The sequence below is a fragment of the Paraburkholderia sp. GW821-FHT02A12 genome, assembly GCF_059422005.1.
Window position 1 is genome coordinate 717118 of the sequence record NZ_JBWKWA010000002.1, and the last position, 21236, is coordinate 738353.

Genomic DNA, 21236 nt, shown 5'->3' on the forward strand with positions numbered 1-21236 from the left:
CGCACGCATAGTAGCCACTCGCCGGCCGGCCGTCTTGGGTCGAGGGCCGTCAGTGCCGACGGCCGCAGCCCGGCCAGACGCAGCCGGTGCGCCGGAGACGAAGCTGTTCTGCCGAGTGCGGCTTGAATATGCCGCTTTTTGTCCGAGTACCCGCGTGGCCAGGTCATCTTTCACCTGCACTTCGATAGCATTCGAATTCTCATTCCGGCCTGTTGAAGACGCCCGCTTCGAGATCTTTCGCGAAATGCTGTAGCCAATTGCTTTCGTCGCCGATCACGTATTCCTTCGTAACCTGCGTCGATAGCCGGGCTATGGTGACGTAGCCCTGTAGACCAAGGTTCTCGTCACCTTTCGGGTCCGTCGTATCTGTTTCCAGAAGAGCGAAATCGCTTTCTGCCAAACCACTGCGCTCCAGGGTCGCTAGAAAGTCTTTGTGTTCATCCGGTTCGATCAGCCGCATGTTCGGCCCCCTTGTGTTCAACGGAGACGTCGTGGAGCCCTATCGTTATGAGGACCGACGACACCCGCTCAAGTGTGGAAATCTGCGCACCCTACCCATGAGGTACGCGTCGTAATCGCCCCCGTATCGGTGCTGCCAGGAAGCAAGCGTCATAATTGCTTGCCGTTCTATCGCTTGGGCCCTTTCATGCTTTCCGACTCCATGGCCGCATTCCGTTCCTCGCTCGCCTCGATGGGTTCCATCGCTTCGTCAACCGACGCCATTGCGCGCTCGGCGGCAGCTTTCGTTTCGTCTGCCGGGGCATCGAGTTCGTCGTTGCCGTCACCTGGGGGCTGCAGCATGTCTTTGAGCATCGCGTTCAGTTCAGACGTATCCCACGGCAGGCCACGCTGCGTTCGGACCTTTATGTAGTGTCTTACTTCCGCGTCCTGTTCCGCGGTAAGCGGCAGCCCTCGGAAGGTGCTTGTAGGGTCAGAGTTTGTCATGGCTTTCTCCTGCTTCGATTGCTCTTTCAGTGTAGCCCCATTGCAACCACGAAAGCCGTAATAGCAGGCCGCTCGTGCCCGCTCTTGAAAGGGATTGGATGCCGTGGCAACGACAGGCAACAGACGGCCACAAGCGGCCGATCACGTTCGTGTAACGGTTGACCATTGATTGGGGCAAACCGGCCATTCGAATTTTGCATCCTGATTCGAATGGCCGTCGGTACAGTCGGCGGTTTTTTCCACCGTCTAATGGTCGCGCGATGCCAACCTTCGTCCGGAACTTATCGGTCCGACGCAGACTTTCGGTCACCGAAAAAATGGACGTACTACTACACGTCTGTCGCGGGCACGGTCGCTGACATTCCAATCGTCTCGGGACTGGAATGCGCCAGTACGTAGTTCACCAGAGCCTTCAGCTTGGCAGGCTGCTGCCGCCTGCTCGGGTAGTACAGGTAGAACCCGGGAAACGTCGGTGAGAAGCTGCTCAAGACGCGTTTCAACTTCCTGGCCCGGATGTGAGGAAGCGCGAGCTGCTCGAACGTGTACGCCAGTGCAATCCCATCCAGCGCAGCCTCAACCGAGAACAATGAGTCGCTGATCGTGAGATTGCCGCTGATCTCGTACTCGACGATACGGCCGTCGACCTCGAGTTCCCACTTGTGAATGGCCCCGCTGCCTGAAAACCTGAACCGCACACAGTTGTGGTGTACCAGATCGGAGGGGTGCTGTGGAACGGGATGCTCCTTGAAGTACTCGGGCGATCCAACGATGGATACCGCAACCGGGCCACCGAGAGGCAGGGCCACCATGTCCTTCTGGACACTCTCCCCCATTCGAACGCCTGCATCGAACCCTCTTTCGACGATGTCCACGTAGCCCTCATCATTGGTCAGCTCGACCTGGACGTCCGGGTAGGCTTTCAGGAACCCGGCCAACAGCGGCTGGAGGACCATGGCGGTCGAGATTCGCGCTGCGTTGATGCGCAGAACGCCCGATGGCCGGCCCTGAAGCTCATGAAGCTGCTCTCCGGCTTCTAGCACGTCGCTCAACGCTGGCCCAATCCGGGTCAGGTATGCCTGTCCGGCTTCAGTGAGGCTGACGCTGCGCGTGTTCCGGTTGAGAAGCCTGACGCCGAGCCGGGCCTCCAGATGGCGGATCGCCTGGCTGAGCGCAGAAGGCGAGACCTCGAGCGCTGCCGCGGCGGCAGAGAACCCGCGGTGCTCTGCGACCTTCCAGAATGCGAGCAGTCCATCAAGCTGGTTGAGTCTCATTCTTTGAAGAATATCTTCAAACGGTATTCAGTACTAGGGTATTTTTCTTCTCAATCGATCTGCCTAGAGTGAAGGGCATAGAAAAGGAACAAGGAGTTCGAGCATGAGCAAGGTCTGGTTTATCACGGGTGCAGGCAGCGGTATCGGCACCGGCACGGCTAGGGCCGCGTTGAAGGCCGGTGATCGCGTCGTCGCCACGGGCAGGAACCTGGAGAAAGTGCGCAATGCCTTGCGCGACGTCGCCGGCGAGAACCTGGAGGTTCTCCGGCTGGACGTCTCCGACGAGGCCCAGGCAACGACCGTGGTGGACGAAGCGCAAAAAAAGTTCGGTCGTATCGATGTAGTCGTGAACTGTGCCGGCTACAGCCTGCTGGGCAATTTCGAGGAACTGGGAACGCAAGACATTCAACACCTGTTCGCGACCAACTTCTGGGGCGTGAGCAACGTGATGCGGGCAGCGCTGCCGGTCATGCGCAAGCAGCGCTCAGGCAACATCATCAACGTCAGTTCCGTGGCAGGCGCTGTCGGCCTGATGCACTGCGGCGCCTATAGCGCGAGCAAGTTTGCCGTGGAGGGCCTTTCACTTGCCGTGGCCGAGGAGGTCGGAAAGTTCGGCATCAAGATCACGGTGGTCGAGCCTGGATTCTTCCGCACGGATCTGCTGGACGCAGCCAACGCCAAATGGCCGGACAAACGGATCGACGATTACGCAGCCGCCGAGGTCAGCGCCGAGGCGATGTGGTCTCTCTACGCCGGCAGGCAACCAGGCGATCCGGACAAGCTCGGCCAGGTGCTGGTAAAGCTTGTGGGCATGGACACTCCGCCCAGAGTGTTCGTGGCCGGAAGCGATGCACTGGCGGCGGTCGGGCCGGCTGTGGAGGCTCGATTGAAGGCAGTGCACGCCTTCGAGGCGCTTTCGAGGTCGACGGACGGCAGCTTCTGATCGCGAGGCGAGTTGCCCTTGCCACGACACACCTCACCTGCGAAGGACTGACCCATCATGAGCACGCTCCACGTCAACGGTCGTGAGCACACGGTCGACGTCCCCCCGGACACCCCCATTCTTTGGGCCTTGCGCGACACGCTGGGCATGACCGGCACGAAGTTCGGCTGCGGCGCCGCGCTGTGCGGCGCCTGCACGGTGCACCTGGACGGGCAGGCCATCCGCTCCTGCATTACGCCGATCTCGGCGGCCGAGGGCAGGCAGATCACCACCATCGAAGCCACCACCGATGGCAGCGACAAAGTCGGCGCCGCCGTGCATGCAGCGTGGGTCAAGCACGATGTAGCGCAGTGCGGCTACTGCCAAAGCGGCCAGATCATGAGCGCCACGGCGTTCCTGAAGTCGCTGCCCCGCGGCAAGCAACCTACCGCCGCCGAGATCGACTCGGCCATGGCCGGCAACATATGCCGCTGTGGCACCTACGCCCGCATCCGCGCCGCGGTGGCCGACGCCGCCAGGGCCCTCGCTTGAAGGAACCGCCATGTTGCCCAATTTCGACTACAGCGAAATGCCGCGCGCGCTGCAGCGCCTGCTGACCCGGGGCCAAGCCGACGAAGCCGCCACGCTGCCGCGCCGCAGCTTCCTGAAGCTGGCGGGTGCCGGCGGACTGGCGCTTGGCGTGTTTCCCTACCGGGCCATTGGCCAAACCACCGGCAACGGACAGGCGGCCAGCGCCCTGAAGCCAACGCAACAGCCATCGGCCTTCGTGCAGATCTCCCTGAATGGCGAGGTCACGGTGACGGTCAACCGGCTGGAGTTCGGCCAGGGCGTGCAGACTGCGTTGCCGATGATCCTGGCCGAGGAACTCGACGCGGACTGGAATCTGGTGCGCAGCCAGCACGGTTCGAACGACGCTGCTTACGTTGACCCGCTCTTCGGCATTCACCTCACCGGCGGTTCCCATTCGGTCAAGAACAGCTTCACGCAGTACCGCGAGCTTGGCGCGCGTGCCCGGGCAATGTTGCTGTCCGCGGCGGCAGCGAGCTGGAACGTGGACGTTGCCGCGCTGCGCACGCAAGCCGGGACGGTGCTGGGCCCGGGCGGTCGCAAGCTGACCTACGGCGAACTGGCCGAGGCCGCGATGGCGCTGCCCGTGCCCGAGAAGGTCACGCTGAAGAACCCCAAGGACTTCCGCATCATCGGCCGCCCCACCACGCGCCTCGATGCGCGTGCCAAGAGCAGCGGACGTCAGGACTTCGGCATCGATACACACCTGCCCGGCCAGCTCACTGCCGTGGTGGCGCATCCGCCCGTGTTCGGCGCGCGACTGACCACGGTGGACGACAGCGCCGCGCGCGCCATCAAGGGAGTGAAGGCAGTGCTGCGCGTACCGCTGGACCGCGGTGGCGAAGGGATGGCCGTGTTGGCCGACGGCTATTGGCCGGCGAAGCAGGGACGCGATGCGCTGAAGCTGCAGTGGGACACGGCCTCGGTGGAGAAGGTGAGCAGCGAACAGTTGCTGGCCCAGTACCGCGAGCTGGCCGCTCGCCCCGGCCCACGCCAGTTCGACGCCGATATGGCACCGCTGGCCACTGCCCCGCACGAGCTGGAAGCCGAGTTCGTGTTCCCCTACCTGGCCCACGCGCCGATGGAGCCGCTGAACTGCACTGTCCATCTATCGGACGGGCACGCCGATCTGTGGGTCGGCACCCAGTGTCCAGGTCTGGACGGTGTCGCGGCCTCGCGCGCGCTGGGTCTCAAGCCCGAGCAGGTGAAGATGCACGTGCAGATGGCGGGCGGCGGCTTTGGCCGGCGTTTCGTGGGCACGAGCGACTACGTGGTCGAGGCCTGCGAAGTCGCCAAGGCCGCTCGCGCCGCTGGCCTGAACGTGCCGGTGCGTACGCTCTGGAGCCGCGAGGACGACATCAAGGGCGGCTACTATCGCCCGATGCATCTGCACCGCGCACGCATCGGCTTCGACGAGCGCGGCAACGTGCTGGCTTGGGACCATGTCATCGTCGGGCAGTCCATCACGTCAGGCACGGTATTCGAGCAATTCCAGGTGAAGAACGGCGTCGACGCCACAGCCACAGAGGGCATGCGCGGTCCTTACCCGCTGCCGATGCGCTTGACCGTGCACCATCCCAGGCCCAACGTGCCCGTGCTGTGGTGGCGCAGCGTGGGTTCCACCCACACCGCCTACGTGATGCAGACCTTGCTCGACGATATCGCGCGCGCGACCAGGCAGGATCCGGTGGCTTACCGCATGCGCCTGTTCGGCGACAAGCACCCGCGCCACCGTGCCGCGCTGCAACTGGCGGTCGACAAGAGCGGTTATGGCAAGAAGCAGTTGCCCAGCGGCCGCGCCTGGGGCGTGGCCGTGCACGAGTCCTTCGACTCGGTGGTGGCCTATGTGGTGGAGGCCTCGGTGCAAGAGGGGCATCCGGTGCTGCATCGCGTCACCGGCGGGGTGCATTGCAACCTGGCCGTGAACCCGCGCAGTGTCGAGGCCCAGGTGCAGGGCGCGGCGGTCATGGGGCTGTCTATGTGTCTGCCTGGCGCTGCCATCACATTGAAGGACGGTGAAGTGCAGCAGAGCAACTTCGGCGACTTCACCGTGGCCCGCATCACCGACATACCGGAGTTCGATGTCCACATCGTGCCCAGCGCCGATGCACCCACCGGCATGGGTGAGCCCGGCCTGCCACCGCTGGCGCCGGCGTTTGCCAACGCCATCGCACGGCTGACCGGCAAGCCGCAGCGCCAGTTGCCGTTCAACCTGGCCTGACCCGATGCAGTCAGCGGCGGATATCCACCCAGATGGAAGCATGATTCACGATATGTATCTGATGCGGGTTAAAACGCCTGCCGAGCCACTATCCCTGGCGAGCAGGCCTTTACCACCAAGGCAGAGACGCGCTGCAAACTATGCAATTAATTTCTCGTATTTCAGGTCTTTAAAGGTACTAATTTGCAGGCAAAGCTCGGACTGTGATCGAGCAACATGATTGAACCTGCAGCCGATTCACGGAGTTCCTTTTTACGGAACAGTCGGCAGCAAAGGCCGGGCGCCCGCATCGCCAATTCGGAGAGACGATATGAAGGACCGCGTAAATGAACCAGTCAGTGCCCGCTACCGGTCGGTGTTTCGACCGGGCCTGTTTGATGGAAAAGTTGTGATGATAACCGGTGCCGGAAGTGGCCTTGGTCGCTGCACGGCGCATGAGCTTACCTCGCTGGGCGCGACGCTGATCATGGTCGGACGGAATCCGGACAAACTGACTGCGGTTCGTGACGAGCTTAATGTGGACTATCCGGAAAGTGCGGACCGAATCGGCTTATATTCTTGCGATATTCGCGATGAAGCCAGCGTGAAACAGACGGTTGCGGCGGCTCTCGCGGACTTCGGTCACATCGATGGCCTGTTTAATTGTGCCGGTGGACAATTCCCAGCAAAGCTGGAAAAAATCTCACTGAATGGCTGGGACGCTGTAGTGCGTAACAACTTGCACGGGACATTCCTCATGTCGCGCGAGTGCTTTACCCAATGGATGGCGGGTCACGGTGGTGCGATCGTGAATATGCTCGCGGATATTTGGGGAGGCATGCCCGGGATGGGTCATTCGGGCGCCGCACGGGCGGGTGTCTGGAACTTGACCGAGACGGCAGCCTGTGAATGGGGGCATGCCGGCGTTCGGGTGAACGCCGTGGCGCCGGGGTGGATCGCCTCCGCAGGCATGGACAGCTATAACGAAGAATACCAGGCATTGCTTCGCCAACTGAAGCATAAAGTGCCGCTTCAACGTTTTGGTACCGAATCTGAGCTCGCGAGCGCTGCGGTTTTCCTACTCTCGGAGGCCTCGGCCTTCATTAACGGTACAGTGATCCGCGTGGACGGCGGGGTTCCCAACGCCCGACATTCCTGGCCGCTCGCCAACGCTGAGCGAATCACCGAATATAACGGGTTCCCTCGCTACGAACCGCCTAAAGGGCTCCAGGACTAAGCACAGAGGTACTTTGATAGTTGGGGGCGGAGATGAAGCTAGAAGGACAGACGTACAGGAGTGTTACAGCGGACTTTGCGTGGAATATCCCTGCAAACTACAACATCGGTGTGGACGCCTGCGACAAGTCGGCCGACGGTAGCGGGCGCCTTGCCCTCATTTATGAGGACCATGAGGGGAAGGCGACGAAGTATTCGTTCGATCAGCTGAAATCGCTGTCGGGGTCCCCTCAAACAACCCTATTCACCGACTCCCCGCGCACGAAGCTGCCAATGTTTTCCATCAGCTGATCCGCCAACCTCTGCTGCGCCTCGTCCGAAGCCCACGCCACATGCGGTGTCACGATCACGTTCGGCAGCCCCGCGATTCGCATCAACGGATTATTGGCATCCGGAGGTTCACTCGCCAATACATCGAACCCCACGCCACTGATCAACTGGTCGTCAAGCGCCTGCACCAGCGCCTCTTCATCCACAAGCCCGCCTCTCGCCGTATTGATGATGAGCGGCTTTCGCTTCATAGCATGGAATTCCGGCATCGCCAGCATGCCGCGCGTTTGCGGCGTAAGCGGGCTGTGAATCGTGATGATGTCGCTTGTCGCGAGCACTTCGTCCCACGGGGTATAGAGCGGTCCGAGCCCTTCGCGCCCCTTGTGCGCCGCGAACAGCGGACGCATGCCGAACGCCTTCGCAATCTCCGCGACGCGTTGGCCGAGCACGCCTTCGCCGATGATCCCGAGCGTCATGCCACCCAGGTCGTGAATCGCGTGATTGAAGAAACAGAACTGCCCGGATTTCTGCCATTCCCCGTTCAGCACGTCATCGCGATACGCGATCAGATTGCGCCGCAGCGCGAGCATCAACGCAAAGGTATGCTCGGGCACGGTATTCATCGCGTAGCCGCGAATGTTCGAAACCGCGACGCCATGCCTCTTGCATGCGTCCTTGTCGACGCAGTCGGTGCCCGTGGCCGCGACGGCCACCAGCTTCAATGCCGGCAGCTTCGCGAACACGTCGGCAGTTATTGGCACCTTGTTTGTGATCGCGATGGTTGCGCCATCGAGGCGCGCGGCGACCTGACCGGCTTGCGTATGGTCGTATTCGACGAGTTCGTGCTCGAATGCCGGGCGCGGCAGCCTGATTTGCGGTGCGAGCGTGGCGCGGTCGAGAAAGACGATCTTTTGCATGCTGGATCCTGTTGAGCGGATTGAAGCGGATTAGAAATGACGCCGCGCTTCTGCGACGATATGCGCCGGCGTGATGCCGAAGTGCTCGTACAAGGCATCGGCCGGCCCCGACGCGCCAAATCCCGTCATGCCGACAAAACCGCCGCGCTCGCCGAGATAACGGTCCCAGCCGAAGCGCACGGCGGCTTCGATGCCGACGCGCACCGTATTCACGCCGAGCATCGCGTCGCGATACCCGCGGTCCTGCTCGTCGAACAACGCCCAGCACGGCAGCGAAACGACCGCGGTCGGCACGCCTTCCTTTTGTAGCTGTTCGCGCGCAGCGACGGCGAGCGCGACTTCCGACCCTGTCGCGAGCAACGTGACACGCCGCTTGCCGCCTTCGGCCTCGGCAAGCACATAGCCGCCACGTGCGCACAGATTGTCGGCGCTATGACGCGTGCGCACGAGCGGCAGCGTCTGCCGCGCGAACACCATCGTGCTCGGCCCGCTGCGATGTTCGTACGCGAGCGCCCAGCATTCGGCGGCTTCGACGGCATCGGCGGGACGGAACACATACATGTTCGGCATCGCGCGCAACGATGCAAGAATCTCCACCGGTTGATGCGTCGGCCCGTTCTTGCCGACGCCAATCGAATCGTGACTGAATACAAACTTCACGGGTAGGCCCATCAGCGCGGCCATACGCATGGCGGGCCGCTCATAGTCGGAGAAGGCGAGGTAAGTGACGGCAAGCGGTATCACGCCGCCGTGCGCAGCCATGCCGTTCGCCATCGCGCCCATCACATGCTCGCGCACGCCGCAGTGCACGTATGCGCCGCTGCGATCCTCGGCGGTGAACGCATGCAGGCTGCGCTTGTGGCTGGTCGGCGCTTCGAGGTCCGCGCAACCGACCATGCGTTCCGGCAATAGCGCGAGCAGATCGTTGATCTCGGCAGAAATCATGATGCCCGCCTGGGCTTCCCCACGTTCGACAACCTGGTGGCGATAGTCGTCAAGCACGCGCTGCCAGCCCTCGGGCAGGCGGCCTGCCTGAATGCGCTCGAATTCGGCGCGCGCATCGTCGGGCAATGCGGCCAGACGTTCGTGCCATGCGCGATATTCGTTTTCGCTGCTTCGGCCGGCGGCGCGCCATGCCTTGAGTACGTCGTGCGGGATTTCGAACGGCGCATGCGGCCAACCGAGTTCGTTGCGCGCGACGTCGGCATCGGCTTCAAAGAGTTTGCCGCTGTGTCCGCCGCGTTGCCCCTGCAGGCGTGCAATGCCGCGCCCGATGACGGTGCGGCAGGCGAGCATCGACGGACGCGGATCGCGTTTCGCTTCCGCCAGCGCTGCTGAAACAGTCTCCATATCGTGTCCGTCGACTTCGATCACATGCCAGCCGGCGACACGAAAGCGTTCGCTCACGTCCTCGCTGATCGACAGCGACGTGCTGCCGTCATCGGTGATGCGGTTGTCGTCCCAGCAGAGAATCAGCTTGCCGAGCTTCAGATGCCCCGCAAGCGAGATCATTTCCTGGCCGACGCCTTCCTGCAGACAGCCATCGCCGACGAACGCATACGTGTAGTGGTTCACGATGCCGGGACCGAATTTCGCATTCAGATAAGCCTCTGCGACGGCCATGCCGAACGCGTTCGCGATGCCTTGTCCGAGCGGCCCCGTCGTCACTTCGATCCCGGCGGCCGGATCGAATTCTGGATGGCCTTCGCAATGCGAACCCATCTCGCGAAAGGTCTTGATCTGGTCGATGCCGAACTGCGCATATCCCGTCAGATGCAGCAGCGCATAGAGCAGCATCGAGCCGTGTCCGTTCGACAGCACGAAGCGGTCGCGGTCGGGCCACTGCGGATCGGCGGGGTTGAACTTCATATGCTGCGTGAACAGCGCCGTCGCGATTTCGGCCATGCCGAGCGGCACGCCCTGATGGCCTTCGCCGGCGCGCACGATGGCGTCGATGGCTAGAAAGCGGATCGCGTTGGCGAGCGGCAGCGTTTCGCGCAACGGCATGAGTGCGGACATGACTTCTCCTTGCCGCTGCGCCCGTCGGGCGGCGGCTATCGCTTGAGTGAAAAAAATGGATAGTGGAAAGGGCGCTGCGCCGGTTGCCAGACGCAGCGCAGTGCGTCAGTGCAGGAACCCGATCGAAATCCAGGGCACGGCGGCGACCACGATCAGGCCGATCACCAGCGCCGCGATATAGCCGACGATCGGCTTCATGCCTTCGTCAGGATGGATGCGGCTCACCGCGCACGCCGAGTAGTAACCGACGCCGAACGGCGGCGCGAACAGACCCACGCCCATCGACAGGATCACGACCATCGCGTAGTGCACATCGTGAATGCCCATGTGCCGGGCGATCGGGAACATCAGCGGGCCGAACAGCACGATGGCGGGAATGCCTTCGAGCACACTGCCGAGCACGACGAACACGAGCACCGACGCGGCCATGAACATCGCGGTGCCGCCGGGGAGGGCTGCCATCGTCTGCGCGAGCTGGCCCGAGAAGCCGGACTGCGTGAGCGCCCATGCCATGCCCGTTGCCGCGCCGATGATCAGCAGGATCGCGCCGGACAGCGCGGCCGTGTCGATCAGCATCGGCTTCAGGCGCGCCCATTCGAAGCGTCGATAGATCAGCAGGCCCGCGAGCACTGCATACGCGATGCCGATCGTGGACACTTCGGTCGCCGTCGCGACGCCTTCGACAACGGCGAGGCGAATCACGAACGGCAGCGCAAGCGCGGGCGTGGCGATAGCCAGTTTGCGCAGCACCTCGCCGCGCGTTGCGCGACGCACGCCCGACAAATCGTCGCTGCGGTAGCGCCACCAGACGACGGCGCACAGCGTGATGGCGAGCACGATGCCTGGCAGCATGCCGCCCGTGAAGAGCGCGGAGATCGACACGCCCGTCACCGAGCCGAGCGTGATCAGTACGAGACTCGGCGGAATGGTCTCGGTCTGTGCGCCGGTGGCGGCGAGCAGCGCGACCAGATCGCCAGGCTTGGCGCCGCGCGCCTTCATCTCCGGGAACAGCACGGGTGCGATAGCTGCCATGTCGGCGGCCTTCGAGCCGGAGATGCCCGACACCAGATACATCGCGCCGACCAGCACATACGACAGCCCGCCGCGCACATGGCCGAGCAGACTCGCGAGGAAGGCGATCATCGCGTTGGCCATGCCCGTCATCTCGATCAGTTGCCCGAGGAACACGAAGAGCGGCACCGACAGCAGGATCAGATGCGACATGCCTTCGTCCATGCGGCCGACGACGACGCTAAGCGGCGTGCTCGTCGTCAGCGCGAGATAACCGAACGTTGCGAGCCCGAACGAGAATGCGATCGGCACGCCGGACAGCACGCACAACGCGACGAGGCCCACGAAGAAGATCAGCAGGTTCACGTTGCCCAGATCGTGCAGCAGCTGACTCACCGCGACGAAGCCGCCCGCAATCGCGGCCACCAGCGCGAGCGCGGCGACCGTCATTTGCCAGTTGGCCGTGCGGATCAGGCGCAGACACGCGACGGCAAGCATCAACGCACAGCCGACCGGCAGCGCCGCCGCGCGCCACGCATTCGAGATTTCGAGCGCGGGCGTCGTGATGAAGCCTTCGTCCTGCGCGAAGTCGACAGCGGGGCCGATCACCAGCAGCAGGAAGGCGAGCGGCGCGGCGATGGCCACCACGTCGAGAAACGCGCGCACGGAAGGCGACGCCTTGCCGACGAGCGCTGTCATCCGCATATGCTCGCCGCGCCGCAAGGCGACCACGGCGCCGAGCATCGCGAGCCACAGGAACAGCATCGACGCGAGTTCATCGGACCAGACGAGCGGCGTGTGCAGCAGATAGCGGCTCGTCACGCCCGCCAGCAGCACGAAGATTTCAGCAACCACCAGCAGCGCAGCCGGAATCTCCACGATGTGCCCGAGCACGGTATCGATCGCACCGGCGATGCGGCGCGGCGACGGATGAGGGAAAGTAACGGTGTGCATGGTGTTCATACCAGTTTTCCGACGTACTTTTCGAGCAGGCTCCAGCCCTGGTCGCCATACTTCGCTTTCCAGTCGCTATAGAAGCTCGTTTTGCGCAAGGCATCGCGGAACGACTGGCGATCGACATCGACGAGGTTGATGCCCTTGGCCTTCAGGTCATTGCGCAGCGTGCCGTTCAGCTTCGCGATGTCCGCGCGTTGCAGCATCCCCGCCGCCTCGAATTCGCGCGTGACGATGGCGCGCATGTCGGCGGGCAGTTTTTCCCACGCGCGGCGATTGCCGAGAATCCAGTAGCCGTCCCACACGTGCGACGTGAGGCTGATCGACTTCTGCACTTCGTAGAGCTTGGCTGTCGCGATGATGGGAAGCGCGTTCTCCTGTCCCTCGACGACGCCCGTTTGCAGCGCCGAATACAGTTCATTGAAATTGATCGGTGCAGGGCCGGCACCGAGCGCCTTGAAGAGCGACGTGAGCATCGGCGCCTGCGGCACGCGGATCTTGAAGCCCTTCAGGTCTTCCGGCTGTTTGATGACGCGCGTCGACGAACTCACCTGACGGAAGCCGTTGTCCCACGGACGCGACACGGTGACGATGCCCGTCTTTTCGATCTGCGAGCGGATGTAGCTGCCGAGATCACCGTCCATCGCTTTCCACACGGTGTCGTAGTCGGGGAACGCAAAGCCCGTGTTGACGATGCCTGCGGCGGGCGCAAGCGTCGCGAGAATCGACGAGGCCTGATTGAAGAACTCGACACCGCCGCTTCTCACCTGCGACAGCAGATCGGTATCCGAGCCGAGCTGGTTCGCGGGGAAGACCTTGATGTCGAGCTTGCCGCCCGTCGCGGCGCGAATCTTGTCGCACGCCTGCTGCGCGCGGACGTTGACCGGGTGCGTCGGGTCCTGGCCCGTCGCGAGCTTGTACGAGAAGTCGGCGGCCGATGCGCGGCGCGGCGACAAGCCCCAGAGCGGTGCGGCGGCGGCAACGCTCGCGCTCGCTTTCAGGAACGTGCGTCGGTTCATGCCGCTGCGGATGATCGAGCGGGTTCTCATGATGTGCTCCTCCAATACGGATTGGTGATGTATCGGTGTAATTGTCTTTTTGCGACGACACGCTCTGCGGCGCGCTTGTCTGTGCCCGGCCACTGTTTTACACGTGCGGCTGGCCGGACCCGGCCGCACGCGCTTGTACTGCATCAACCGTGAATCAGCATGCCGCCGTTCACGTCGATGACGGCGCCCGTGATGTACGACGAAATCGGCGACGCGAGAAACAGGAATGCGCCCGCGACATCGTCGGGTACGCCGAGACGGTTCAGCGGAATGCCCGCGAGAATCTCGCCGCGCTTGTCGTCGTCGATTTTGCCCGCGTTAATGTCGGTCTGGATCAGGCCGGGCGTCACGCAGTTCACGCGAATGCCGTCGGGGCCGAGTTCGCGCGCCATCGCTTTTGCGAGGCCGAGCACACCCGCTTTCGCGGCCGAGTAGTGCGGGCCGCCGAGAATGCCGCCGCCGCGTTGCGCCGATACCGACGACATGCAGCTGATCGAACCGCTCTTCTGCTTCTTCATCTGCGGCACGACGGCCTGTGAAAGATACAGCACGCCGCGCAGGTTCACGTCGAGGATACGGTCCCAGCTTTCCGAGTCGATGTCGAGCAGCTTGACGGCTTGGGTGATTCCCGCGTTGTTGATGAGCGCGTCGATCGCGCCGAAGTCGGCGACGATCTGTTCGACGACGCTTTGGCACGCCTGCCGGTCGGTGACGTTGCAGGCGTAGCCGCGATGCTCAGGGCCGATCGATGCCGCCGCGTCGCGTGCCGCCGAGGCGTCGAGGTCGAGGATGGCGACCTTTGCGCCGTGCTTCGCAAACATCCGCGCGGTGGCCATGCCGATACCGCGGAGCGATGCCGCACCGGAAATGACGGCGACCTTGCCGTCGAGAAGACGCGACTCTGACATGATGCTGTTCTCCTGATAGTAAATGAGTGAATCCAGTAGGGTCGTTGTGGCGGCTGGCGGCGTTGCCTAGCCGAGCCAGTGTTTGATGGTGTCGCACATCGTTTCCGTCGAGATGCCGTAGCGGTCGTGCAGTGTGGGCAGTGCGCCGGCATCGAGGAACTCGTCGGGCAGCGCGATCTGCCGGAACGGTGGCGTGACGCCCGCGCCGAGCAGCGTGCGCGCAACCGCTTCGCCCAGCCCGCCGATCACCGTGTGGTTCTCGGCAACGATTACCATGCGGCCGGTGCGCTTTGCTTCGCGCAGGATCGTCGCGGTATCGAGCGGCTTGATGGTCGGCACGTGCAGCACGCCGACACCGATGTTGTCGGCCGCGAGTGCTGCCGCGACTTCGAGCGAGCGCATCGTCATGATGCCCGACGAGATCAGCAGCACGTCGTTGCCGTCGCGCAGCAGCTTCGCCTTGCCGAGCTCGAAGCGGTAGTCGTATTCGTCAAGCACGACGGGCACGTTGCCGCGCAACAGACGCGCATACACAGGGCCTTTGTGCGCGGCGATCGCGGGCACCATCTGCTCGATCTCGAGCGCATCGCACGGATCGATCACCGTCAGGTTCGGCATCGCGCGCATCAGCGCGAGGTCTTCCGCCGCCTGGTGGCTCGGGCCGTAGCCTGTCGTCAGGCCCGGCAGCGCGCAGACGATCTTCACGTCGAGGTTGTCTTCGGCAATCGTCTGGTGAATGAAGTCGTACGCACGGCGCGTGGCGAACACGGCATAGGTCGTGACGAAGGGCTGTGCGCCTTCGTGCGCGAAGCCCGCCGCGGCGCCCATCAGCAATTGCTCGGCCATGCCCATCTGGTAGTAACGCTCGGGGAATTCCTTCGCGAAGATGTGCAGGTCGGTGTATTTGCCGAGGTCGGCCGTCATGCCGATCACGTTCGTCTTCGTGCGCGCCAGTTCGGCGAGCGCATGGCCGAACGGCGCGGAACGCGTGGCCTGGCCTTCGGACGCAATCGATGCGATCATCGCGGAGGTTTTCAGGCGCGGCTTCTTTTCGAGGGTACTCATGCTTGTCTCCCGGCGTCGAGTGCTTCGAGCGCGAGCTTCCACTCATGCGCATCGACACGGATGAAATGGTTCTTCTCGCGTTCTTCGAGGAACGGCACGCCGCAACCCATCTTCGTATCGCAGACGATGATGCGCGGCTGCGGCTTGTCGTGATTGCGGGCGTTGTCGAACGCGCGCGCGACGGCTTCGATATCGTTGCCGTCCACGCGCTGCGTGTACCAGCCGAAGGCTTCGAGCTTCTCGACGAGCGGCTCGAACGCCATGATCTGCGTCGACGGACCGTCGGCCTGCTGGTTGTTCACGTCGACAATGGCGATCAGGTTGTCGAGCTTCCAGTGCGCCGCGGACATGATTCCTTCCCAGATCGCGCCTTCGTCGAGTTCGCCGTCGGAGAAGAGCGTGTACACGAAAGCGTCCGAGCCCTTGCGCTTCAGACCAAGGCAGCGGCCGACGGCGATCGTGAGACCCTGGCCGAGCGAGCCGCCGGACATTTCCATGCCGGGCGTGTAACTCGCCATGCCCGACATTGGCAGACGGCTATCGTCGCTGCCGTAGGTTTCGAGTTCATCGGCGGGCAGGATGCCGGCTTCGAAGAGCGCGGCGTAAAGCGCAATCGCGTAGTGGCCGTTGGACAGCAGGAAGCGGTCGCGTCCTTCCCATTCGGGATCTTCGGGGCGGTAGCGCATCGCGCCAAAGTAGGCGACGGACAGCACGTCCGCGATGTCGAGCGCCTGGCCGATATAGCCCTGGCCCTGTACTTCGCCCATCAGCAGCGCATTGCGGCGGATGCGGTAGGCGTGTTCCGCGAGTTGGGCGGTGCGCCCGGCTTCGCTCGTATTCACGCGTGTCTCCTTCTGGCAGCGCCCGGCTTGTCAGAAGCCAGACGCCAGGTGGTTCGTGGCGGGATATTTCGTCGTGCTCGCAGATTCGGGTAATCCCTTGTTTCAAGAGCGCTGCGAGTGAGTAAAAGCGTATCCGCTTGAACAGATCGGCTCAAACGAATTAAAGTGGCTCATCGGTGAATTGAATTCATGCAGGTGCTGCGATGCACAACCGGGTCACACTCAAATCCATTCAGGCCTTCGAGGCCGCTGCGCGCCTTTCGTCGTTCGCACTTGCGGCAGACGAACTGTTCGTGACGCCTTCCGCGATCAGTCATCAGATCAAGCTCCTCGAGGACCAGTTGGGCGTGCGGCTCTTTCATCGCGTGCATCGCGCAGTGATCCTCACTGACACGGGCCGCCAATACGCAGAGGAAATCGGCGCGGCGTTCGCGCGCATCGACAAGGCGACGCGCGACATCGGCCGGGTCGAGAAGAGCGATATCCTCACCGTGCACGCGACGCCGAGCTTCGCGACGCAATGGCTGATGCCGCGCCTTGCGCGTTTCAGCGCGTTGCATCCGGACATCGACGTTCGCCTGAACGCTTCGTCGGCGCCCGTGGACCTGATCAAGGAATCCGTCGATATCGATATCCGCTATGGCGCGCGGCGGCTGCAGCCGGCGGGCACCATGGTGCTCGACTTGCCGCTCGAAACCATCGTGCCGCTGTGCTCGCGGCGGCTTGCGAATGGCGAGCATCCGATTCGCAGCGTGGCGGATCTGCGGCATCACACGCTGATCCATAGCGAAGGGTGTCTCGTGGGGTGGCGGGACTGGATGCGCATGTATCGCAGGATCGTCCTCGACATCACACGCGGCCCACGCTTCGACCGCTCTTTCATGGCAATCAGCGCGGCGGCCGATGGCATGGGCGTGTGTCTCGAGAGCCTGCTGCTGGTGCAACGGGAATTGCAGACGGGCACGCTGGTGGCGCCGCTGGGTTTCGAAGGATTGAAGGTCAATGGCTACACGCTCAATCTGTTGAAGTCGCGTGCGGATTTGCCGAAGCTGCGCAGCTTTCAGGACTGGCTGTTTGCGGAGCTTGAGGCAGACTAAGTGGCGGGTGGAAAGGCGCTTGCTATTCCTGTTATTGCGGCTGGTGTTGGGGATGCCTCAACGACAGCTTTCAAGGTGCATCGGTCAATGCTGGCCGCCTTAATGCTGGTCAAGATACAGCTTGGCCAGGTGTACCTCCGGCCGTACCGTGTCCGCGTTTTGCGTGAGCGTGACGAGCTTCCCGTAGTAGAGCTGCGCCTTCTGTTTATCGTGCGCCAGGTCTGCCGCCTTCGCCGCGCCATACAGGCCACGCAGCCGGTTGGGGGTTGCTTGCATCGATGCCTCGTATTCCTTCAGCGCATCGGCAGGTCGCTTCAGATCGAGCAACATCTCGCCCAGCAGCTCGCGCATCGGGTAAAGCCTGTTCTCCATCGCGACGTGCTTTTCGCTGCTGTCCTCCAGGTCGGCCGCGGCGCGCATCTGCTTGAGCCCCTGATCGTCCTTGCGCTGGGCATGCGCCAGCCACGCCGAAGCGGCCAGGATCTGCACCTGGACCTGCTCGGCCCAGTAAGGCTGGTTTGACTGTTCGAGCTTGGCGCGCAACTGCGTGAGCATGTCGATATTCGTCTGCACCATGTCCGCCTTCCCGCTGCGAGCGCAGCCTAGCGCGCGGGCGAAATACGTGATTGCCTCGGCTTGCGGCCAGCGGCTGGCGCGCGGCTCGAGCGTGGCCGCCTCTTGCCAGGCGCCGCGCTCGAGTGCGTAGCGTGCCGGAATGGCTGCCAGCGCGGTATAGGTTGCCACTCGGTCAAATGGAAATTTCGTGGCAGCATTGGCGTCGTCACGGACTTGTCGTGCACGCGCGTCCTGGCCCAGCTGTAGATAGGCGTACTCCATGAAATCCCATGAATGGGGTGCCGATGGGTGGGTGGCGCCCGGCCAGCTTCTGGCGGCTTCTTCCTGCATTACCTTCAGCGCCGCTTCGTTCGACTTGATGGATGGTTCCCACATGCCGAGCATCGAGTAGATGTGTGAGGGCATGTGCAGTGCGTGCGGCGCCGCCGGGGCGATTTGCGCGTATTTGTTGGCAAACGGCAGCCCGCGTTGCGCGAGCGGTGCGTAGTCGTAGCTGTGGATCAAGTAGTGCGCGACACCGGGGTGGTCGGGCTGCTCACGGTAGATTTTCTCCAGGATCGCTGCAGCCTCGAGTTGATTAGCGTACGTCTTGTCGCTGGGCTGCGCGGCCTCGTTGAGCGCAAGCGCGTAGAAAATCGCGGCTTCCGAATCGTCGGGATATTTCTGCGTCAAGCGCGCCATCGCGTGCTCGTACGCCAACGTTCGCTGGCTTTGGGGGACCTTGTCGTAGTCTTTGTAAAACGCCTCGGCTGCCAGTAGCCAGTCGCGCTCCCGTTCGGTCTTGGGATCCAGCGCCAAGCCCTTTTCCACTGCTTCCCAGCCGCGCTTGAGTGCCGCCTCGTCGAAAGGCGGGACCAGCGGATTCTGGCGCTGGGCAATCGCAAGGCCCCAGTACGCTATTGCACATTGCGGATCGATCCGGGTCACGGCCTCGAACGCCTTGAGCGTCGACGGGTAAAAGAATGAATGCAGCATCGCCAGTGCCTTCTCGAACTGGACTTGTGCCGCAGGGCTGCATGAAGTGGGGAACTTCACGGTGCCGAACTTCTCGCCACCCGTCTCCGCAGCGGCGTGTTCTTCGTGTTGGGCAAGCGCCGGAGCGGCCGCAAGGGCCGCGAGCACGCATGCGCTGATTAGCTGCTTGTGATGCATGATGACCTCCTCCGCAGGGCGAAGGGCAAACCTCACGCGAGATCGTCGCAAATGGTGGTGCTGGGCGGCCAGGCGGTGTTGCCCGTCGCGGTGACATTGCTGTTTGAGAGGGCTCGGGTCGCCGCGGACGACTCTGACAGGAGGAGTTGATTGGCGAACTCTCTTTGTTCTAGCCAAGGCGATACGTGCCAACAAGCTCGGAAACCCTAAGCTGCTTCACATTTTCACGAACGGATCGAACGCGCAGACCGATCGCAGCCGCTCGGCCACTAGCCCCCAACGCAGTCGCTCGAGTGGAATTGGACACAAGGCACAGCCGCATCCATTGGCCGATGAAGCGACTTGCATCGTCGCCAATCGAATGGCCGCTGATGGATGAGGACCGGACGCAGCAACGGTGAGTGGCGCACAATTTTATTGATCGGCGCGGTCATATAGACAGCAACGACGAACTTGCGATTGCGTTCATTGTGCGTGGGATCGAACGGTTGGCTTGCGCCGGCATGTATCTGGATTAAGGGTTAACCCATTCATAACTGTGCGGCAAAGTACATACAGTTCTTGCATACGAGCTTGTTTCAGACGCGGGGGCATCGCCGCCCAGGGGCGTCTGGCGGTGTTTCCTCAGTTCCACGAACTCAAAGGAGATCACAGATGGAAATTCGCAACCCTTCTCCCGGCCTGTACAACGAAGATCTCGCGCCCGCCAGGGTGCGCAACTGGGGTGCCTTTAGCATCTTCAACGTCTGGACCTCGGACGTGCACAGCCTCTGGGGCTACTACCTCGCCGCCAGCCTGTTCCTGCTGTGCGGCAGCTTTATCAACTTCGTGCTGGCGATCGGGCTCGGCTCGCTGGTGATCTTCGCGCTGATGAACCTGATCGGCTACGCCGGCGAGAAGACCGGCGTGCCTTACCCGGTGCTGGCGCGAGCCTCCTTCGGCGTGTGGGGCGCTAACCTGGCGGCGCTGGTGCGCGCCGTGGTGGCCTGCTTCTGGTACGGCGCGCAGACGGCAGCGGCTTCGGGCGCGGTGCTCGCGCTGCTGATCCGCAGCGACAGCCTGATGGCGTTCCACAAGGGCACGCACTTCCTCGGCCACTCGGGGCTGGAGGTGATCTGCTATGTGATCATCTGGGCGCTGCAGCTGCTCATCATCCAGAAGGGCATGGAAACGGTGCGCAAATTCCAGGACTGGGCCGGACCGGCGGTGTGGGTCGCGATGCTGATCCTGGCGATCGGCCTGTGCGTCAAGGCACGCGGCTTCTCGTTCGACCATGGCATTCCGATGAACGTGCTGCTCGAGAAGACCAGAGACGCCGGCGTCAGCGGCGAGCCCGGCTCGTTCTGGGCGCTGATGGCAGTGGGCGCGACCTGGATTACCTACTTCGCGGCGCTGTACCTGAACTTTTGCGACTTCTCGCGCTACGCGAAGAACCGCAACGCCGTGAAGAAAGGAAATCTGTGGGGCCTGCCGGTCAACCTGATCGCGTTCTCGCTGGTCGCCGGCGTCACCACCATCGCCGCGTTCAAGGTGTACGGCGACGTGCTGCTGCACCCCGAGCAGATCTCAGCCAGGTTCGACAGCTGGGTGCTGGCGCTCATCGCGGCGCTGACCTTCGCAGTCGCCACGCTGGGCATCAACGTGGTGGCCAATTTCGTCTCGGCGGCGTTCGACATCTCCAACGTGTTCCCCAAGCGGGTCAGCTTCAAGAAGGGCGGCTACATCGCCGCGGTCATCGCGCTGGTGCTCTACCCGTTCGCGCCGTGGGAAGGCAACGCCGCGCACTTCGTCAACGCCATCGGCGCCACGATGGGCCCGCTGCTCGGGATCATCCTGGTGGACTATTATCTGGTCGCCAAGGGCAATATCAACGTCGCGGCGCTCTACCAGGAGCACGGCGAGTACCGCTACGAAGGCGGTTGGAACGTCAACGCGCTGGCCGCGACGGCGGTCGGCAGCGTGTTTTCGACCTTCCTGCCCAACTTCACCAACCTGCTGCCGGTCTGGTGGAATACCTATGGCTGGTTCTTCGGCGTGCTGATCGGCGGCGGCATGTACCTGATCATGGCCACGCTGCGGCCGCGTACCGCGGTCGCACCGACCCGCGCTTGAGGGTCTTGATGGGTAGCTGGACGTGATGATCCGCGTCCAGCTCCATCGCATCGGCTTCCAACAGACAGCCTACCTCGCTGACACAACGACAGCATTGCGCTG

The 21236-nt window shown here is 63.0% G+C and carries 17 protein-coding genes and 2 pseudogenes; 8 read left to right on the plus strand and 11 right to left on the minus strand.

Annotated features, from left to right (window positions below):
• Positions 1-199: 199 nt before the first annotated feature.
• The 3 genes from AC07WT_RS24495 to AC07WT_RS24505 all read right to left on the minus strand — a co-directional run bounded on the left by AC07WT_RS24495 (position 200) and on the right by AC07WT_RS24505 (position 2216).
• Positions 200-460 carry a transcriptional regulator gene (locus tag AC07WT_RS24495; protein ID WP_494948927.1) on the minus strand — a complete coding sequence of 87 codons (261 nt, stop codon included), beginning with the start codon at positions 458-460 and terminating at the stop codon, positions 200-202.
• A gap of 167 nt (positions 461-627) precedes the next feature.
• On the minus strand, positions 628-945 hold the full coding sequence (locus AC07WT_RS24500; RefSeq protein ID WP_494948928.1) for a hypothetical protein: 318 nt from the start codon (positions 943-945) through the stop codon (positions 628-630).
• A 329-nt stretch (positions 946-1274) separates the two neighbouring features.
• Positions 1275-2216 (minus strand): LysR family transcriptional regulator, encoded by a 942-nt coding sequence (locus AC07WT_RS24505; protein WP_492593512.1) that lies wholly within the window; start codon positions 2214-2216, stop codon positions 1275-1277.
• A gap of 103 nt (positions 2217-2319) precedes the next feature.
• On the opposite strand from AC07WT_RS24505, the gene AC07WT_RS24510 reads away from it, so the two are divergent.
• From AC07WT_RS24510 to AC07WT_RS24535, 6 genes and pseudogenes are all read left to right on the plus strand, one after another.
• Entirely contained in the window at positions 2320-3159 is an 840-nt protein-coding gene (locus AC07WT_RS24510; RefSeq protein WP_494948929.1) for an SDR family oxidoreductase, read from the plus strand.
• Between the two features lie 57 nt (positions 3160-3216).
• Positions 3217-3690, plus strand: coding sequence for a (2Fe-2S)-binding protein (locus tag AC07WT_RS24515; RefSeq protein ID WP_492593510.1), 474 nt, complete (start codon positions 3217-3219; stop codon positions 3688-3690).
• 10 nt (positions 3691-3700) lie between these two features.
• Positions 3701-5947, plus strand: a complete 2247-nt coding sequence (locus tag AC07WT_RS24520) for a xanthine dehydrogenase family protein molybdopterin-binding subunit (protein ID WP_494948930.1) — start codon at positions 3701-3703, stop codon at positions 5945-5947.
• A pseudogene (locus AC07WT_RS24525) lies at positions 5922-6097 on the plus strand (ABC transporter substrate-binding protein); the annotation flags it as partial. The gene AC07WT_RS24520 and the pseudogene AC07WT_RS24525, both read left to right, overlap by 26 nt.
• A 160-nt stretch (positions 6098-6257) precedes the next feature.
• Positions 6258-7163, plus strand: a complete 906-nt coding sequence (locus tag AC07WT_RS24530; protein ID WP_494948931.1) for an SDR family oxidoreductase — start codon at positions 6258-6260, stop codon at positions 7161-7163.
• Between the two features lie 32 nt (positions 7164-7195).
• Positions 7196-7384 (plus strand): annotated as a pseudogene (locus AC07WT_RS24535) (AMP-dependent synthetase); the annotation flags it as partial.
• An 8-nt stretch (positions 7385-7392) separates the two neighbouring features.
• On the opposite strand, the gene AC07WT_RS24540 reads toward AC07WT_RS24535, so the two are convergent.
• From AC07WT_RS24540 to AC07WT_RS24570, 7 genes are all read right to left on the minus strand, one after another.
• Positions 7393-8349: a D-2-hydroxyacid dehydrogenase gene (locus tag AC07WT_RS24540; protein WP_494948932.1), complete on the minus strand. Its 957-nt coding sequence runs from the start codon at positions 8347-8349 to the stop codon at positions 7393-7395.
• A 30-nt stretch (positions 8350-8379) separates the two neighbouring features.
• On the minus strand, positions 8380-10368 hold the full coding sequence (gene tkt / locus AC07WT_RS24545; protein ID WP_494948933.1) for a transketolase: 1989 nt from the start codon (positions 10366-10368) through the stop codon (positions 8380-8382).
• A 105-nt stretch (positions 10369-10473) separates the two neighbouring features.
• Positions 10474-12342, minus strand: a complete 1869-nt coding sequence (locus AC07WT_RS24550) for a TRAP transporter large permease (protein WP_494948934.1) — start codon at positions 12340-12342, stop codon at positions 10474-10476.
• Positions 12339-13382 carry a TRAP transporter substrate-binding protein gene (locus AC07WT_RS24555; protein WP_494948935.1) on the minus strand — a complete coding sequence of 348 codons (1044 nt, stop codon included), beginning with the start codon at positions 13380-13382 and terminating at the stop codon, positions 12339-12341. Before AC07WT_RS24555 ends, AC07WT_RS24550 begins: the two co-directional genes overlap by 4 nt.
• Before the next feature lie 143 nt (positions 13383-13525).
• Complete coding sequence (locus tag AC07WT_RS24560) at positions 13526-14290, minus strand: SDR family NAD(P)-dependent oxidoreductase (RefSeq protein WP_494948936.1); 765 nt, start codon at positions 14288-14290, stop codon at positions 13526-13528.
• 66 nt (positions 14291-14356) lie between these two features.
• Positions 14357-15355 carry a transketolase family protein gene (locus tag AC07WT_RS24565; RefSeq protein ID WP_494948937.1) on the minus strand — a complete coding sequence of 333 codons (999 nt, stop codon included), beginning with the start codon at positions 15353-15355 and terminating at the stop codon, positions 14357-14359.
• Complete coding sequence (locus AC07WT_RS24570; RefSeq protein WP_494948938.1) at positions 15352-16197, minus strand: transketolase; 846 nt, start codon at positions 16195-16197, stop codon at positions 15352-15354. Before AC07WT_RS24570 ends, AC07WT_RS24565 begins: the two co-directional genes overlap by 4 nt.
• Positions 16198-16400: 203 nt before the next feature.
• On the opposite strand from AC07WT_RS24570, the gene gcvA reads away from it, so the two are divergent.
• Positions 16401-17294, plus strand: a complete 894-nt coding sequence (gcvA, locus tag AC07WT_RS24575) for a transcriptional regulator GcvA (protein ID WP_492593500.1) — start codon at positions 16401-16403, stop codon at positions 17292-17294.
• Positions 17295-17393: 99 nt separating this feature from the next.
• Here the strand turns inward: gcvA and AC07WT_RS24580 are convergent, their stop codons facing one another.
• On the minus strand, positions 17394-19022 hold the full coding sequence (locus tag AC07WT_RS24580) for a hypothetical protein (RefSeq protein ID WP_494948939.1): 1629 nt from the start codon (positions 19020-19022) through the stop codon (positions 17394-17396).
• Positions 19023-19676: 654 nt separating this feature from the next.
• Between AC07WT_RS24580 and AC07WT_RS24585 the strand changes: the two genes are divergently transcribed.
• Positions 19677-21134, plus strand: coding sequence for an NCS1 family nucleobase:cation symporter-1 (locus AC07WT_RS24585; RefSeq protein WP_494948940.1), 1458 nt, complete (start codon positions 19677-19679; stop codon positions 21132-21134).
• The last annotated feature ends 102 nt before the right edge of the window (positions 21135-21236 follow it).